At 67.1% G+C, this 17,588-nt stretch carries 14 protein-coding genes; 13 read left to right on the plus strand and 1 reads right to left on the minus strand.

Annotated elements, in window-relative coordinates; translation table 11 throughout:
- Positions 1-80: 80 nt before the first annotated feature.
- From pth to hisS, 6 genes are all read left to right on the plus strand, one after another.
- Positions 81-695 carry an aminoacyl-tRNA hydrolase gene (gene pth / locus AC1M2K_RS10450; protein WP_480240936.1) on the plus strand — a complete coding sequence of 205 codons (615 nt, stop codon included), beginning with the start codon at positions 81-83 and terminating at the stop codon, positions 693-695.
- A 43-nt stretch (positions 696-738) separates the two neighbouring features.
- Complete coding sequence (mfd, locus tag AC1M2K_RS10455; protein ID WP_480240937.1) at positions 739-4,353, plus strand: transcription-repair coupling factor; 3,615 nt, start codon at positions 739-741, stop codon at positions 4,351-4,353.
- 68 nt (positions 4,354-4,421) lie between these two features.
- On the plus strand, positions 4,422-5,300 hold the full coding sequence (locus AC1M2K_RS10460) for an SDR family NAD(P)-dependent oxidoreductase (RefSeq protein WP_480240938.1): 879 nt from the start codon (positions 4,422-4,424) through the stop codon (positions 5,298-5,300).
- On the plus strand, positions 5,297-6,736 hold the full coding sequence (locus AC1M2K_RS10465; RefSeq protein WP_480240939.1) for an aldehyde dehydrogenase family protein: 1,440 nt from the start codon (positions 5,297-5,299) through the stop codon (positions 6,734-6,736). Before AC1M2K_RS10460 ends, AC1M2K_RS10465 begins: the two co-directional genes overlap by 4 nt.
- Positions 6,733-7,413, plus strand: a complete 681-nt coding sequence (locus AC1M2K_RS10470; protein WP_480240940.1) for a nucleoside triphosphate pyrophosphohydrolase — start codon at positions 6,733-6,735, stop codon at positions 7,411-7,413. Before AC1M2K_RS10465 ends, AC1M2K_RS10470 begins: the two co-directional genes overlap by 4 nt.
- A 36-nt stretch (positions 7,414-7,449) precedes the next feature.
- Positions 7,450-8,742: a histidine--tRNA ligase gene (gene hisS / locus AC1M2K_RS10475; protein ID WP_480240941.1), complete on the plus strand. Its 1,293-nt coding sequence runs from the start codon at positions 7,450-7,452 to the stop codon at positions 8,740-8,742.
- A 62-nt stretch (positions 8,743-8,804) separates the two neighbouring features.
- Here the strand turns inward: hisS and AC1M2K_RS10480 are convergent, their stop codons facing one another.
- A complete protein-coding gene (locus AC1M2K_RS10480; protein WP_480240942.1) occupies positions 8,805-10,631 on the minus strand; it encodes a hypothetical protein in 1,827 nt (608 codons plus the stop codon).
- Between the two features lie 259 nt (positions 10,632-10,890).
- On the opposite strand from AC1M2K_RS10480, the gene eno reads away from it, so the two are divergent.
- The 7 genes from eno to AC1M2K_RS10515 all read left to right on the plus strand — a co-directional run bounded on the left by eno (position 10,891) and on the right by AC1M2K_RS10515 (position 17,584).
- On the plus strand, positions 10,891-12,171 hold the full coding sequence (gene eno / locus AC1M2K_RS10485) for a phosphopyruvate hydratase (protein WP_480237161.1): 1,281 nt from the start codon (positions 10,891-10,893) through the stop codon (positions 12,169-12,171).
- Between the two features lie 90 nt (positions 12,172-12,261).
- Entirely contained in the window at positions 12,262-12,825 is a 564-nt protein-coding gene (locus AC1M2K_RS10490) for an FtsB family cell division protein (RefSeq protein WP_480237160.1), read from the plus strand.
- Between the two features lie 30 nt (positions 12,826-12,855).
- Entirely contained in the window at positions 12,856-13,389 is a 534-nt protein-coding gene (locus tag AC1M2K_RS10495; RefSeq protein WP_480240943.1) for a DUF501 domain-containing protein, read from the plus strand.
- A gap of 8 nt (positions 13,390-13,397) precedes the next feature.
- Positions 13,398-14,657 (plus strand): S8 family serine peptidase, encoded by a 1,260-nt coding sequence (locus AC1M2K_RS10500; RefSeq protein WP_480240944.1) that lies wholly within the window; start codon positions 13,398-13,400, stop codon positions 14,655-14,657.
- Between the two features lie 43 nt (positions 14,658-14,700).
- The gene (locus tag AC1M2K_RS10505) at positions 14,701-16,125 is read left to right on the plus strand and encodes an NAD(P)/FAD-dependent oxidoreductase (protein ID WP_480237157.1); all 1,425 of its coding nucleotides are present in this window, start codon (positions 14,701-14,703) and stop codon (positions 16,123-16,125) included.
- Positions 16,126-16,226: 101 nt separating this feature from the next.
- Positions 16,227-16,637, plus strand: coding sequence for a VOC family protein (locus AC1M2K_RS10510; RefSeq protein WP_480240945.1), 411 nt, complete (start codon positions 16,227-16,229; stop codon positions 16,635-16,637).
- Positions 16,634-17,584: an NAD(P)-dependent alcohol dehydrogenase gene (locus AC1M2K_RS10515; protein WP_480240946.1), complete on the plus strand. Its 951-nt coding sequence runs from the start codon at positions 16,634-16,636 to the stop codon at positions 17,582-17,584. Before AC1M2K_RS10510 ends, AC1M2K_RS10515 begins: the two co-directional genes overlap by 4 nt.
- The last annotated feature ends 4 nt before the right edge of the window (positions 17,585-17,588 follow it).

The raw sequence follows: 17,588 nt of genomic DNA on the forward strand, positions 1-17,588 counted from the left end.
TCCCGTCGAACAGACCGAGCCTGCCCGGTTCGCAGCCGAATGGTTGCGAACCGGCGGGCTCGTCCGCTTAAGGAGAACTCATGTGGTGGCGCAGAAAGAAGGAGCCGATTGTGGCGGAGAACACCTGGCTCGTCGTCGGGCTCGGCAACCCGGGTCCTGCATACGCCCGCAACCGGCACAATGTCGGGCACATGGTCGTCGACGAGCTCGCCACACGTCTGGGTTCAGGGTTCAAGAAGCACAAGACCCCTGCCCTGGTGGCAGAGGGGTTCGCGGCTCCCGGCGGACCGAAGCTCGTCCTGGCGAAGCTCAACAGCTACATGAACGTGTCGGGCGGACCCGTCGCCGCCCTGCTCCGCTTCTACTCGCTCGAGCCTGAGCGCCTCATCATCGTGCACGACGAACTCGACCTTCCGTTCGACACGATCAAGCTCAAGCAGGGTGGCGGGCACGGGGGCAACAACGGTGTCCGCGACATCGTGAAGGCCACTGGGAGCCCGGACTTCCTCCGGGTTCGCGTGGGAATCGGGCGTCCTCCCGGCCGCCAGGATCCCGCCGACTACGTGCTGAAGGACTTCGCGGGCGCGGAGAGGGACGTCCTGCCCAATCTGATCGCGGACGCGGCGGATGCTGTCGAGCTCATCGCGACGGTCGGGCTGCAGGCCGCACAGCTCAAGGTCCACTCGCCCTCCTGACGCTGCGGGCGGCAATGTCGGACGTGCCGCGTAGACTGTCCCGGTGATCCTTCAGGGCTTAATCGCAGCGCTTTCGCGCGCCTCCACGTTCGACAACGCCCTGGGCTATGCCACCCGTGACGCGGACTTCTCCGTCACCGACGGCCTCCGCGCGCCCCTCCTGGCCGGGCTGATCGAGGCGAGGCGGCGTGCGGGTCTTCCCGCAGCGCTTTTCGTCGTCACACCGACCGGACGCGACTCCGAATCCCTGCGAGCTGCGCTCGAAAGCGTCGTTCCTGATGCCAGGATCGTCGACTTCCCGGCCTGGGAGACCCTGCCGCACGAGCGACTCAGCCCGAGCGCCGAGATCGTCGGCAAGCGGCTCGCCGCCCTGCGCGAGATGACGGACTGGTCAGGAGACGCGCCGCTCATCGTCGTCGCCTCCGTCCGCGCTGCCCTGCAGCCCCTGGCAGACAACCTCACCGCGGTCGAGCCGCTTCCGCTCGTCGCCGGTGCCCGCGGTCACGATCTCGGGCAGATTGCCCGCCAGCTCGTCGAACTCGCGTACGTCCGCGTCGACATGGTGTCCCGTCGTGGCGAGTTCGCCGTCCGAGGCGGCATCCTGGATGTCTTCCCACCGGTGGCGGAGCATCCGTACCGCGTCGAGTTCTTCGGCGACGAGCTGGAGCAGATCCGCGCGTTCTCGGTCGCCGACCAGCGGTCCATCCCGGATGCCGTCGCCCGGATCGCCCTCCCGCCGGCGCGCGAGCTGCTGCTCAACGATGCCGTGCGCCAGCGTGCGGCCGAGATGCAGCACGAGTTCCCGAGCATGACCGCGATGCTCGAGAAGATCGCCAACGGCATCCCGGTCGAAGGCATGGAATCGCTCGCACCGGCGCTGCTCGAGCGGCTCGTCCCCGTGAGCCACTACTTCCCGGCCGGAGCGGCGGTCGCCGTCATTTCGCCTGAACGGGTCGCGACGCGGGCGATCAGCCTTTCCGAGACCAACCGCGAGTTCCTCGCTGCGGCGTGGAGCGCGGCAACCGCGGGCGCTCAGGCGCCGATCGACCTCGCCAGCGGCGAGTTCATCAGCCTCGGTGACCTCAGGGACGCCACGAGGTTCACCGCACCAGGTGCCCCGGCCTCCGACCACCCGTGGTGGACGTTCAGTACCTTCCAGCAGGGGCCGGACGACGTCCTGCCCGAGGAACGCGAGATGGACGAGCTCCTCACCGTGCGTGTCTCGGCCGACCCGGTCCCGAGCTTCTCCGGAAACGTCGACGGTGCTATCGATCACGTGGCCGAACGGCTCCGAGACGGCTGGGTCGTCGCTATCGCAGCCCGCGGAACCGGCCTCGTCGAACGAGCGAGGGACGTCCTTGCGGAGCGTGAGGTACCGGCGAGGCTCGTCGCCGAGTTCCCCTCCGATCCCGAACCGGGAATCGCGTACCTCCTGCAGGCGACGGTCGAGAACGGCTTCGAGCTCGTCGACGCCAGGCTCGCCCTGATCAGCGAGAACGAGTTCTACGGCCGCACGATCGGCTACGACTCCCGCCAGGTCAAGAAGCTGGCCTCGCGGCGCAAGAACGTCGTCGACCCTCTGCAGCTCAAAGCCGGTGACTACGTCGTGCACCAGACGCACGGCATCGGCCGGTTCGTCGAACTGAGCCAGCATGAGGTGTCCAGCGGCGGACGCAACCCCACGAAGACGCGCCGCGAGTACCTCACCCTCGAGTACGCGCCGTCCAAGCGCGGCTACCCGGGAGACAAACTCCTCGTCCCCACCGACCAGCTCGACCTGCTCAGCCGGTACGTCGGCGGAGAAGCCCCCGCCCTGTCGAAGATGGGTGGAAGCGACTGGTCGCAGGCCAAAGGCCGGGCGCGCCGGGCCGTGCGCGACATCGCCATCGAACTCGTCAAGCTGTACTCGGCGCGGATGGCGTCGAAGGGGTTCGCCTTCAGCAAGGACACCCCGTGGCAGCGTGAACTCGAAGAGGCCTTCCCGTTCGCGGAGACTCCCGACCAGCTGACCACGATCGACGAAGTCAAGGCAGACATGGAACGGCCCATACCGATGGACCGGCTCCTCTCCGGCGACGTCGGCTTCGGCAAGACCGAGGTCGCCATCCGGGCGGCGTTCAAGGCCGTCCAGGACGGCAAGCAGGTCGCGATGCTCGTGCCGACCACCCTGCTCGTCAAACAGCACTTCGAAACCTTCTCCGAGCGGTTCGCCGGGTTCCCCGTGCACCTGCGGGCACTGAGCCGGTTCCAGACGGCGAAGGAGGCGAAGGAGACCAGGGACGGACTCGAACGTGGAACCATCGACGTCGTGATCGGAACCCACCGGCTGCTCAGCGAGGGAATGAAGTTCAAGGACCTCGGACTCGTCATCATCGACGAGGAACAGCGGTTCGGTGTCGAGCACAAGGACGCCCTCAAGAAGCTCAAGACCAACGTCGACATCCTGGCGATGAGCGCCACGCCGATCCCGCGCACCCTCGAGATGGCGGTCACCGGCATCCGGGAGATGTCCACGCTCGCCACCCCGCCCGAGGAACGGCATCCGATCCTCAGCTTCGTCGGCCCGTACAGCGAGAAGCAGGTGGGTGCAGCCATCCGCAGGGAGCTCCTCCGCGAGGGCCAGATCTTCTTCGTCCACAACCGGGTGTCGAGCATCAACCGGATCGCGGCACAGCTCGCCGAGATCGTTCCGGAGGCCCGCATCGCCGTGGCCCACGGGCAACTGTCCGAGAACGTGCTCGAACGCGTCGTCGTGGACTTCTGGGAACGCAAGTTCGACGTGCTCGTCTGCACGACGATCATCGAGACCGGCCTCGACATCCAGAACGCCAACACCATCATCATCGACAGGGCAGACAAGTACGGGCTGAGCCAGCTGCACCAGCTCCGCGGTCGAGTCGGCCGCGGTCGCGAACGCGCATACGCCTACTTCCTCTACGACGAGAACAAGCCGCTCTCCGAGACGGCACACGACCGGTTGTCGACCATCGCCGCGAACAACGAACTCGGCAGCGGGATGCAGGTGGCGCTCAAGGACCTCGAAATCCGTGGAGCGGGCAACCTGCTCGGCGGCGAGCAGGCGGGGCACATTGCCGGCGTCGGCTTCGACCTCTATCTGCGGATGATCGGCGAGGCGGTCTCCAACTTCCGCGGGGACGTCGCCGAGGGCCAGACGGAACTCCGTCTCGAGTTGCCCGTCGACGCCCACATCCCCGAGGAATATGTCGATAGCGAGCGACTGCGGCTCGAGGCCTATCAGAAGCTGTCCGCGGCATCCGGGCCCGCTGCGGCCGACGACCAGATCGGACTCGTCATCGACGAGCTGACCGACCGGTACGGAGAGCCGCCGGCCCAGGTACAGAACCTCATCGCCGTGTCCCAGCTGCGTCAGCGTGCCCAGCGCGTCGGGCTCAGCGAACTCGTGGCGATGGGCAGCAACCTGCGCGCCGCCCCGGCGAACCTGCCCGACTCTCTGCAGGCACGCCTCCGACGGATGTACCCCGGCGGCAAATACCTGGCGCAGGCCAACGCACTGATCGTCCCGATGCCGGAGAAGCACGGCGAGAAACTCACCGACGCCGACCTCATCGCGTGGGTGGCGCAGTTCCTCGACGCACTGTTCCCACTCCCTCCGAAGGAGGCCGAGGCCGCTTCCTAGCGTGCCCCGGCCCTCGTGCTTCCGGCATGGAATAGGGTGAGAATCCTCAGCAACCGATGGAGGTTCCCGTGGCTTTTACCGTCGCACACGCCCGCGTCCTGGTGACGGGAGGGGCGTCAGGGATGGGCCGGCTCTACGCGCAACGCGCCGTCCAGGAAGAGGCGGAATCGGTGACCCTGTGGGACATCGATCCGCTCGCCCTCGATGCGACGGCCAGCGCCCTCTCCGGCTACGGGACGGTGATCCACACCCGCGTCGTCGACGTGTCGAAACTCGACGACGTAAGGAGCGCGGCCGGCCACGAACTCGATGAGGGACGCGTCCCGGACGTCCTCATCAACAACGCCGGAATCGTTCGGGGGAACGACTACTTTTGGAACACCGACTCGGAACGCGACACCGAGCCGACGATGCGCATCAACGCGATCGCTCCGATGCACGTCACCCGCGAATTCCTGCCGGCCATGATCCTGGATCCCACCAGGGAGAAGCGGATCCTCAACATCGCGTCGGCAGCAGGCACCCTGTCCAACCCGAGGATGAGCGTTTACGCGGCGTCCAAGTGGGCGCTCATCGGCTGGAGCGACTCGGTCCGGCTCGAACTCGAACGGTCCGGCAACACCCACGTCAAGATCACCACGTTCTGCCCGTCGTATGTCGCGACGGGAATGTTCGACGGCGCACGCGGGCCGTTGCTCACGCCAGTCCTTCTTCCCGACATCGCGGTCGCGCGGGCCTGGCAGGCCATGCTCTCGGGCAGGCCGATGCGGATGACACCGTGGACGGTGAGCCTCGCCACCGTTCTCAAGGGTGCCCTCCCTCAGCGCGCCTGGGACGTCGTCGCCGACCAGGTGTTCCGCGTGTACTCGAGCATGGAAGAGTTCACCGGCAGGACGGAGCAGACCGCTCCGCCCGTTGCCGTCGTTCCGGAGGAGCCGAAAGCATGAGCACGACAGAGACCGGCGTCCCCGTCGTGTCCGTTCCCGGTGCGGATGCCGCGTCGATCGTGGGCGCGCTGCGCAAAGCGTTCGAACGGGGCGGCACCAAGCCGCTCGCCTGGCGGGTGCGGCAGCTGACCGCGCTCAAGCGCATGCTGATCGAGCGCGGACCCGACTTCGAGCGGGCCCTCGCCACCGACCTCGCAAAAAGCCCGACAGAGGCTCAGATCAGCGAGATCGGGCTCATCGTCGGCGAGATCGACTTCACCCTTCGTCACCTCCGGTCCTGGCTGCGCCCGCGCCGCGTCGCGGTCCCGCTCGCATTCGCCCCAGCGAGCGCGAAGGTCGTGCGGGAGCCGCTCGGTGTCGTCCTCGTGATCGGCCCGTGGAACTATCCCGTACAGCTCTCGCTCGTCCCGCTCGTCGGCGCACTTGCCGCGGGCAACGCGGTGCTCGTGAAACCGAGCGAACTCGCCCCCGCGTCATCCCGGTTGATGGCCCAACTCCTGCCGGAGTACCTCGACCCGGCCGCCGTCGCCGTCGTCGAAGGAGGCGTCGACGAAACGACCGCTCTCCTGGCCGAACGGTTCGACCACATCTTCTTCACCGGCAACGGACGTGTCGGACGCATCGTCGCGCGCGCGGCCGCCGAGCATCTCACCCCTGTCACGCTCGAACTCGGAGGCAAGTCACCGGTCTTCGTCGACGACGGCGCGGACCTCGCCGTCGCGGCACGGCGCATCGCATGGGGCAAGTTCCTCAACGCCGGGCAGACCTGCGTCGCGCCCGACTACCTTCTCGCCACGGCGAAGACGGCCGCAGCCCTCGTACCGCACCTCGCGGCGGCCATCGCCGAGCTTTATGGGAACGAACCACGCACGAGCGCGGACCTGGCTCGAATCGTCAACGGGCAGAATGTCGACAGGCTCGCTACGCTGCTCGCAGGGACGACCCCGGAGATCGGCGGGGAGGTGGACAGGGACGCCAGGTACATCGCACCGACGGTGCTCAATGGCGTCGATCCAGACCACCCACTCATGGAGAACGAGATCTTCGGCCCTGTGCTGCCGATCGTGCACGTCGCCGGGGTGAGTGACGCCATCCGTTTCATCACCGAACGTGACAAGCCGCTCGCCCTGTACGTCTTCAGCCCGAGCCGGTCGGTGGAGCGCCGGTTCCTGAGGGAGACCTCCTCCGGTGCTGTCGGGCTCGGCATCCCCGCCGCCCACCTGCTCGTTCCGACCCTGCCGTTCGGCGGAGTGGGGGAGAGCGGCACAGGGCGGTACCACGGCAGGTTCTCGATCGACACTTTCAGCCACGAGAAGGCCGTGCTGTCGAAGTCGACGAAGCCTGACACCCTTCAGATCATCTACCCCCCGCACGACGACCTCCGCGATTTCCTCATCCGCGCCGTCATCGCCAGGACCTGGCGTCGCAAGCGATGACGGACGACCTCGGAGCGGGGAACCCTCGCGCGCTGCCGAACATGGACGCGCTTGCCGCGTCGATGAGAACGGTGCTCGACACCTGCGTGTGGAGCAAGACCATGACCCACGCCTCCCTCGTCACCTACCTGATCGAAGAGAGCTACGAACTGATCGACGCGGTCGAGGCCGATGACCGTGACGTCATGCTCGAAGAACTCGGAGACGTGCTTCTCCAAGTGGTCTTCCACGCGGAGATCGCCAGGCGGACCGACTCCGAGCGGTTCTCGCTCGATGACATCGCGAGAGCGGCCAACGAGAAGATGATCCGTCGGCATCCGCATGTCTTCGGCGACGAGACCGCGCTCACCGTCGAGGATGTCTGGCGGGTCTGGAGCGCAGCGAAGGCCGCCGAGAAGTCGACGCGGACGAGCGCCCTCGACGGGATTCCCCAGAGCATGCCTGCCCTCGCCCTCGCCGAGAAGGTCCTCACCCGGGCAGAACGCGCGGGACTCACACCACCCGTCGAGCGCCCGGTCGAGAGGTTCACCGACGAATCGGAGCTCGGCCGCGTCCTGCTCGACATCGCCGCGGACGCGAGGTCGCAGGGACTCGACGCGGAGCGCGCCCTCCGCTCAGCGCTGCGCGAGCTTCAGGACGGCATCAGGGAGCGGGAACGCGCAGACCGCGGCGACTGACCGGGGCCGCGCCCGACCGCGTGCCAGAATTGAGCCATGGCCTCTCCTGTGACACCGCCCCGCGGCATGCGCGATTTCCTTCCCCGAGACAAGGCCAGGCGAGAACACGCCCTCGGTGTCATCCGGCGCGTGTTCTCCGCATACGGTTTCGACGAGATCGAGACGCCGGTCGTCGAGGACTTCGCTCGCCTGCACTCCGGACTGGGCGGTGACAACGAGAAGCTCGCCTTCAACGTGCTCAAGCGCGGCCTGACCGCTGAGGATGCCGCCGCCGCGGCGTCATCGGACAGCCTGGACTCGCTCACCGACCTCGGCCTGCGGTTCGACCTCACCGTGCCGCTCGCGCGGTTCTACGCCACCCACCGCGCCGAACTGCCGCCCGTCTTCCGGTCGATCCAGATCGCGCCGGTCTGGCGCGCGGAGCGGCCGCAGAAGGGCCGCTATCGCCAGTTCGTGCAGTGCGACATCGACATCATCGGTGAGGCAGGGCCGCTCGCCGAGATCGAACTGATCACGGCGACCTCCGCCGCGCTCGCCGCCCTCGGCCTCACAGACTGCCGGGTCAGGATCAACGACCGCCGACTGCTGACAGGCATGCTCGACGCCTTCGGTTTCGTCGCGGACGAGCACCCCGGGGTTCTCATCACCGTCGACAAACTCGACAAGGTCGGCACGGCCGGCGTCATCGCCGAACTGCGCGAACGACAGGCCACCCCGGCGGCCGTCGACCGGCTGGAGGAGTATTTCGCCCAGCCCGAAGCACCCGCGCTGCCGTTCGGCGCCGAACAGATCCGCTCGAGGCTGCCCCGCGGGGTCGACGAGTCGGTGATCGCCGAACTGGCGGCCATCGGACTGGCGGCTGGGCAGGGAGACGCAAGCGGCGCGACCCCCGTCGTCTTCGACCCGTTCCTCGTGCGGGGGATGGGCTACTACACGGGCCCGATCTTCGAGATCGAACACCCCGGACTCGGCTACTCCCTCGGGGGCGGCGGACGCTACGACGGGATGATCGGCCGGTTCCTCGGCCAGGATGTGCCCGCGACCGGCTTCTCGATCGGTTTCGAACGGATCGTGGACCTGCTCGACCTGCCCGAGGACGCCGGTGTCGAGTCCGTCGTGCTTGTCTACGACCGTGACGTCGACCCAGCCGCCCTCATCGCACTCAAATCTAACCTCGTCACCTCCGGCAGGCGGGTCAGGCTCGAACCGCGGGTGAAGAACATCAAGGCACTGCTCGACCGCGTCACCACTGCCGGATTCAGCGCGTTCGCCTTCGCCGCAGCCTCGACGGCATCCGTGGAGGACCTGGAGTTCAAGCCACTCAGCTGACGACGCGAGGGGCGTGGATGACGGATGCCGGCTGGCCCCGTGATCCACGCCTCTCGAGTTGGTCAGACCGAGTCGGCTGCGGCCTCGGCGCGCGTGGTGAGGACCATGCGACGGACGAGAAGTGCTGCTCCGGCGAGCACGAGCACAAGGACAGTAGCCCAGAGCCACGGGGAACCGGTCAGCTGGCTCGCACTGAAGGCAGCTGCGCCGCTGTGCAGTTCGGTGGTGCCGTCGCTGATCTTCGCGTTGCCGTCGGCGAGCGAGGCGGCGCCATCGGCCAGCGTGGTGGTGCCGTCGCTGAGCGTGCCTGCGCCGTCGGCCAGTTTCGTGGTGCCCTCAGCGAGTGAGGTCGAGCCTGCCGACAGGGCGGCGAGTCCCGCGTTCAGACTGGATGAGCCTTCGGCGAGTGTCTGCGTGCCGGTGGAGAGGCTCGACGCGCCGACGGCCAGTTTGTCGCTGCCGACGGACAAGCTCGACGCGCCGGCCTGCAGCGTCGACAGACCTGCGTTGAGGCTCGTCGCGCCGACGAAGAGTTTGTCCACCCCGGCAGACAAGTCGGATGCTCCGGCAGCGAGCGTCGGCAGGTTCTTGACGTAGAGCAGGCCGCCGGTCTCGAGACCCTTGCGAGGAGGGGTGGCCCCGAGACCGGCCGCGATCTGGCTGGCGCCTGCATCGAGTGCCGGCACGTTCGTGGCGTAGAGGAGCCCGCCCTTGGGTAGAACGTCGTCGATCGGTGCGGTGTTGCCGAGCCCGGCAGCGAGGCCAGCGCTTCCCGTAGCGATTCCCGGGAAGCTTCCCATAGCGGTGACGGCGGGCTCGAGCAGCTTGAGGCCGTTCTCCACCCCGGTGGCGGCTGCGCTCGTACCGGTGGCTGTTGTCTTGATGGATTCAAGCTTGGTGATCAGGGCGGGGTCTGCGACCGTGTCCTTGAGCTCGCCGATGAGGGTGTCGAGCTTGGTGACGACGCCTGCGGCGCCGTTCCGCGCTGAAAGGGCTACGGCCGTCACGACGGGAAGGTTCGTGTTCAGCGCGCTCGCGGCTGGAGCGAGCTGACCGGCGCCCGTCGCGAGAGTGGTGGCACCAGTGCTGAGCTCGATGACCCCGGCCTTGAGCCGCTTGGCGCCCGCGGCGAGGTCGATCGCACCCGGATACAGCTTGTCCTTGATCGAGTCCCTGACGCCGGCGACCCCGGCGGAGACCCGCGCAGCGCCGTCTGAGGCGCTTCCGGCGCCCGCTGCGAGCGTTGAGCTGCCCGCCGATGCATTCGTCGCACCTGCGGAGAGTTTCTGCGCTCCCGCCGCGGCGCTCGTTGCACCGTTCGAGAGGGCGAAGGCACCATCGGCGGCACTCTGCGCACCCGTCGCGATCTTTCCGGCTCCCGCAGAGGCGCTTGTCGCGCCTGCCTCGAGCTTCTCCGCCCCTGCGGCGGCGCTCGTCGCGCCGTCCGCGAGGGTCGCAGCACCGTCGTCGATCTCGGTCGCACCGTCCGAGAGGTCGCCTGATCCGGCGGCGGCCAGGCTCGCACCCGAGTCGAGCTGCTGGGCTCCGTCTGTGATCTTCTGGGTGAAGTAGAAGAAGAACGCCACCGCGGCGATCATCAGAACGCTGAGGACGATGGTCGCGATCTTCCAGGCGAGGGCGGGGGCCGGGCCTGATAGGGGAGTGCTGCTCAAAGGATTCTCCTGAAGTGTGCCGAGGGGGACCCTCACAGGCGCGATGAAGAGACCGGGCAGCCGCCACCGGAGGAGCAGGTGGGAAGCCGAACGCGAGTGGTCTGCTGTGACGTACGTCTGTTCGGGGTGCCGGCGAACCGGCGGGTTGCGGGATGCTGCGACCAGCCGGTTTGTGGCCTCGACGCCTCCGGTCCGGTCGTCTCTGACGCGGCCCATCGGTGTCACTCCTGGTAGCAGGGTGAACGTAGCAGCGTTGGCGATGGTGAACGACGATCGGATCGAATTGTTGGGGAACTCCACAACTCCCAGCTGGCCGCGGTTCGCCTTCTTTGTGCACGGGCTGCAACTTTCCGGGCGTTCGGGGGGTGCCTCCCGCAACGCACTCGTAACCTGCCTGAACCGGATGGCTAGACTGATCCTCGGGTCAACGTCGCTCCACACAATCCACCGCACCACCCCGAACAGGAGAAATACTGTGGCACTCATTGAGGCTGTAGGCGCTCGCGAAATTCTGGATTCCCGTGGGAACCCGACCGTTGAGGTCGAGGTCCTCCTCGACAACGGCGTTGTGGAGCGCGCTGCCGTTCCATCCGGCGCATCCACCGGCGCATTCGAAGCGTACGAACTGCGCGACGGTGACTCCGACCGTTACCAGGGCAAGGGCGTGCTCAAGGCCGTCGACGGCATCCTCGACGAGATCGGTGCAGCGGTCGAAGGCCTCGAAGCCGACGACCAGCGCCTGCTCGACAAGACCCTCATCGACCTCGACGGCACCGACAACAAGGAACGCCTCGGCGCCAACGCCATCCTCGGTGTCAGCCTCGCCGTCGCGAAGGCCGCAGCGCAGGCTGCAGACCTCCCGCTCTACCGCTACCTCGGTGGGCCGAACGCACACGTACTCCCCGTGCCGCTCCTCAACATCATCAACGGCGGATCCCACGCGGACAACGACGTCGACATCCAGGAGTTCATGATCGTTCCCCTCGGGGCCGAGAGCTTCTCTGAAGGCCTGCGCTGGGGCGTCGAGACCTACCACGCGCTGAAGGCGCTCCTCAAGTCGAAGGGCCTCGCAACCGGGCTCGGCGACGAGGGCGGATTCGCACCGAACCTGCCGAGCAACCGCGCAGCGCTCGACCTCATCGTCGAGGCAATCACCAACGCCGGCTACACCCCCGGCAAGGACATCGCCCTCGCGCTCGACGTCGCGGCGACCGAGTTCTTCAAGGACGGTTCGTACCACTTCGAGGGCAAGCAGCTCTCGGCACAGGACCTCAGCGCGTACTACGCCGAGCTCGTTGCCGCGTACCCGCTCGTGTCGATCGAAGACCCGCTCGAGGAAGAGGACTGGGAAGGCTACCAGCACCTCACCGCTGAACTCGGCGACAAGGTCCAGATCGTCGGCGACGACCTGTTCGTGACGAACCCGAGCCGTCTCGGCAAGGGCATCGACCTCAAGGTCGGCAACTCGATCCTCGTCAAGGTGAACCAGATCGGAACGCTCACCGAGACGCTCGACGCCGTCGCCCTTGCGCAGCGCTCCAGCTACACGGCGATCCTCTCCCACCGTTCAGGTGAGACCGAGGACACGACCATCGCCGACCTCGCGGTCGCGACCAACGCGGGCCAGATCAAGACCGGTGCGCCTGCCCGATCCGAGCGGGTCGCAAAGTACAATCAGCTGTTGAGGATCGAAGAAGAGCTGGGCGAATCCGCGGTCTACGCGGGTCGCGGCGCCTTCCCGAGGTTCTCGGCGTAAACCACTTTCACCCGACTCCCGGTGCGCGCTGAGAAATCGGCGCACACCGGGAGTTGTGCGTGGAGCGACGACAGGAACGGGGCGGTACGCATGGCCAGACGACCGGGTTCCACCGGCACGCAGGCAGGCAAGTGGCGCATCGGCCGCGAGCGCGACGCGCGCCTGCCCGAGCCCGTTGTCGCTGTGCCCGAATCCGAGGCGGGCAGCTGGATCCGCGGCATCCGTTTCTCCGGGTTCGGACTGCTGATGATGGCGCTTCTCGTTCTGGGGATCATCGTCATCGCGCCGAACCTCAAGTCATACATCGAGCAGCGCCAGCAGATCGCGCAGCTGCAGGCATCCGTCGACGCCAGCGAAGACGAGATCAGCCGGCTCAGCGAAGAACGTGAACGGTGGAACGACAGCACATACGTGATGACGCAGGCGCGCGACCGGCTCTTCTATGTGAACCCCGGTGAGATCAGCTTCATCGTCATGAACGACGTGGATGCCGCGCTGTTCGGAGAGTCGGAAGCGCCGGTCAGCACGGAGCTACAGGCCACCAGGGTCGACTGGGCTGAATCCATGCTCGCTTCCCTCGTCAGCGCAGGTCTCGCCGAGGTCGCCACCGACTCGGGTGTCCCGGCGACGCCCACCCCTGAGCCGACGCCCTGACCCGTCGTCCCGAGCAGGGATAATGGATGCATGACGACACCGCCTTTCGAGACCGTGACGGCTGAGGACATCCGGGCCGTCTCAGCCCAGCTGGGCCGCCCCGCGCGCAACGTGGTGGGGATCGCCGCCCGCTGCGTGTGCGGAGCACCGACCGTGGTCTCCACCTCTCCGCGGCTCGACGACGGGACCCCGTTCCCGACTTTCTACTACCTCACCCACCCCGCGGCGACCGCAGCAGTGTCTGCCCTCGAGGCGACACAGGTGATGAACGAGTACAACGACCTGCTGGCTGACGACGACGCGCTGCGGTCCGGCTACGCCGCAGCGCACGCGGCGTACCTCGCCGATCGGGAGAGCATCGCCGTGGTTCCTGAGATCGCCGGCATCTCCGCAGGGGGGATGCCTGTGCGCGTGAAATGCCTCCACGCTCTCGTCGGTCATACGCTCGCGGCAGGGCCGGGAGTGAATCCGGTCGGCGATCTTGCGCTCGAACGTGCAGACTGGAGTCCGACGGTGTGCCAGTGCGTCGTCGACATCGCAGAAACCGTTCCGGCGGGGGAGTGAGCAGGGGCATGAAGTATCGGGGGATCTTCGCAGGCGGGCTGACCGCCCTCATCGTGGCGGGCACGGCGACGGCCGGCGCCAGCCCGGCGAGTGCCGACCCCGTCAGGGACGCCGAATACTGGCTCGCCGACTACGGCGTCTCGGAGGCATGGAAGTTCAGCACAGGTGCTGGGGCGACGATCGCGATCATCGACACCGGCATCGCGAGCGGGCCCCCTGAATTCACCGGCGCGGTCGTCGCCGGTCATGACGCATCCGGTGTCGGAAGCGCAGACGGACGCACACCGGTCGGTGGAGCGGACGAGAACCCGCACGGCAGCTGGGTGGCATCGCTCGCGGCCGGCCGGGGCAACGGAAGCGACACCGGGGTCATCGGCACCGCGCCCTCAGCGAACCTCATCGCCATCTCCGTCGGTTTCGGCTCGAGCGGATCGACCATCCCGTTCGCCGACCAGATCGCCGACGCCATCCACTTCGCTGTCGACAACGGTGCTGACGTCATCAACATGTCGCTCACGACGAACACGAAGGACTGGCCGGAGAGCTGGGACGAAGCCTTCACCTACGCCAACGAGCACGACGTCATCATCGTTGCTGCCGCAGGCAACCGCGGCAGCGGCACAGACGAGGTCGGTGCCCCTGCAACGATCCCCGGCGTGCTCGTCGTCGCCGGGGTCGACCCGTCAGGCAAGGCCAGCTATGACGCGTCCAGCCAGGGCATCACCCTGTCGGTGGCCGCACCGAGCGAGGAGCTCGTCGGAGTGTCTCCGGACGGCAGTTACGTTCAGTGGGCCGGTACCTCGGGCGCGTCGCCGATCGTCGCGGGAATCGCTGCCCTCGTGCGCTCGCGCTACCCGGACATGGATGCCGCCAACGTGATCAATCGGATCATCAAGACCGCGTCGCCCGTGGCAGGCGAGAAGCTCCCCAGCGCGATCTATGGATACGGCTACATCAACGCTCTCGCCGCACTCACGGCTGACGTTCCCTCCGTCGACGCCAACCCGATGGGCGACCTGGCCGCGTGGATCACCCAGCACAGGAAGGCCGCATCCACACCTCAGCCTGTGCCTGAAGATGAGGGAAGCATCCCGACCGTGCCTCCGCTCGATACCGTGGCCGGACCGGCCAATCCGTTCCTGCCGACGCGGGACAGCCTGCTCTATGTCAGCCTCCCGCTCGCCCTGTTCCTGGGAACTGGTACCCTAGTAGTGCTCGGTGCCATCGCCGCTACCCGGCAATTCAAACGTGTGTCTCGCAGTAAGTAACCTGTTTGAGTCCTTGTGACCCCCCAGTAGGAGAATTCTCACCGTGCCAAAAATTCTGATTGTCGGCGGCGGCTATGCCGGTTTCTACACCGCATGGAAGCTGGAAAAGTGGCTTCGCCACGGCGAAGCAGAGGTCACCGTCGTTGACCCGCTTCCCTACATGACGTACCAGCCTTTCCTCCCGGAGGTCGCTGCAGGCTCGATCGAGCCCCGCCACGCGGTGGTCGCCCAGCGACGCCACCTCAAGAAGACGACGGTGATCACCGCCAAGGTCACCAACATCAACCACGCGGACAAGAAGGCCACCATCCAGCCTTCTCTCGGCGAATCGTGGGAGTTCGATTACGACATCGTCGTGGTCACCGCAGGCGCCGTGTCGCGGACCTTCCCGATCCCGGGTGTCGCCGACCAGGCCATCGGCCTCAAGACGATCGAAGAGGCGATCGCGATCCGCGACCGCATGCTGGCCAACTTCGACAAGGCGGCCAGCCTTCCCGCCGGCCCCGAACGCGACCGCCTGCTCAACTTCGTCGTCGTCGGCGGAGGGTTCGCCGGCATCGAGGTGTTCGCCGAGCTGCGTTCATTCGCCAGCGCTCTGCTGAAACGGTACCCGCAGATCACCTTCGAGGACGTCCAGTTCCACCTCATCGAGGCCATGGGGCGAATCATGCCCGAGGTCAGCCTGAAGACCAGCCACTGGGTGCTCAAGAACCTGGCCCAGCGAGGAGCCCTCGTGCACCTCGACACCCAGCTCTCGTCTGCGCTCGACGGCAAGATCGAGCTGTCGACGGGTGAGACATTCGAGTCAGACCTCATCGTCTGGACCGCAGGCGTCATGGCGAACCCGCAGATTGTTCGCAACACCGACCTTCCGATCGAAGAGCGCGGGCGCCTCGTCGTCCGTCCTGACCTCCGCGTCGGCACCGATGACGAGTTCATTCCGGATGCCTGGGGCGCCGGTGACGTCACCGCGATCCGCGACCTGTCCGGTGGCGGAGTCGGCGGCTTCTGCGTTCCGAACGCACAGCACGCTGTGCGTCAGGGCAAGCTCATGGCCAAGAACATCGTTGCCGTGCTGCGGGGCGAAGAGCCCAAGCAGTACTTCCACAAGAACATGGGTGCCGTCGCCGGCCTCGGTCTTGGCGTCGGCGTCTTCCAGGCCGGCAAGATCGCCATCAAGGGCCTTCCGGCCTGGCTCGCGCACCGTGGCTACCACGGACTCGCCATGCCGACGTGGGAGCGCAAGATCCGCGTCATCGTCGGTTGGGTGAACAACTTCTTCCTGGGCCGCGACATTGTGAACCTCAGCGCCGCGCAGAACCCGCGCGCCGCGTTCGAGGAGTTCGCCTCCCGGCCCAAGCCTGCTGCGGCCGAAGTGGTGAAGCCGGTCGAAACCGTGAAGAAGCCTGCGACGAAGAAGGCCCCCAAGCCTGTGGCCGAGAAGGAAGCTGTCGCCGCGTCGAAGTAGCTCGAGAAAGAGAAAGGCCCGGTCCGGGAACGGACCGGGCCTTTCCCGTTGGCGGGGATGTCTGTCTAGAATCGCCTCAGCCGACTGTTGGGAGGCGATCGATGAACAGAACAGCGATTCTTCGCTCCGTGGACGCCGTCATGATCCCCGTGCCGGATATCGAGGAGGGGCTCCGCTTCTACCGGGATCGGCTGGGCCACGAGCTGGCGTGGCGCAACGACGACATCGGGCAGGCGGGTTTGCGTCTGCCGGCGAGTGACACCGAACTGGTGCTGACCACGACGCTCGACGCGGCCGTGAACTGGCTCGTGGAGTCCGCGGACGATGCCGTGGTGGACATCGTCAGCGCCGGGGGATCGGTCGTCGTCGCCCCGACGGACATTCCCGTCGGACGCCTTGCGGTCGTCAACGATCCGTTCGGAAACACCATCGTCGTGCTCGATCTCTCCATCGGCCGTTACGTCACCGGCGGTGACGGTCGCGTGGTCGGTGCCGAACCGGCTGACGCATGAAAGCCGTCGTTCACGACCGGTACGGCCTGCCGGACGTACTGAGGGTCGAGGACGTCCCCGTGCCGGTGCCGGGCGCTGGCCAGGTGCTCGTCGAGATCGCCGCGACTTCCGTCAACCTCTCGGATTGGGAAGGGCTGACTGGATCTCCGGGGTACGCCAGGATCGGCGGCCTGCGAGCGCCGAGGCGTCGAGTGCTCGGCTCCGACATCGCCGGGCGGGTCACTGCCGTCGGACCCGGAGTCACCCGGTTCCGGGTCGGGGACGAGGTGTACGGCGACAATCTGGCTCTTCTGGGCGGGTTCGCCGAATTCGCTGTGGCGTCGGCGGATGCTCTCGCAACCAAACCGGTGGAACTCACGTTCGCCGAGGCCTCGACCTTGCCACAGGCCGGAGCGATTGCGAGTCAGGGGATGTCGCTCGCTCGTCCGGGCGCGCGGGTGCTGATCAACGGGGCGGGGGGCGGCGCCGGGTCCTTCGCGATCCAGCTGGCCGGGCTCGCCGGTGCGCACGTGACAGGTGTCGACAACGCAGGCAAGCTCGACTTCATGCGCGAGCTCGGCGCTGACGCCGTGGTCGACTACCGCACGCAGGACTTCACCCGTATGGAGCCGTTCGACCTGGTGCTCGATCTCGTCGCCCATCGATCCGTCTTCGCGTACCGCCGGGCGCTGGCGCCGGGCGGGCGGTACTACTGCGTGGGCGGCAGCGTCCGGGCGCTCCTGAGAATCGTGACGGTCGGGGCGGCGATCGGGCTCGTCACTGGTCGCCGAATGGGGATCCTCGTCGCTCGGGAGGGGCCTGCATATTTCGAGCCGGTCGCGGAACGATGTGTCGCCGGCGAAGTCGGCATCCACATCGACCGTACGTTCACCCTCGACGAGGTGCCGCAGGCGCTCGGCCGCGTCGGGGAGAGCCGTGCACTCGGCAAGGTCGTCGTCGTTCCCTGAACGT

It is taken from the genome of Mycetocola sp. Y171, assembly GCF_056713165.1.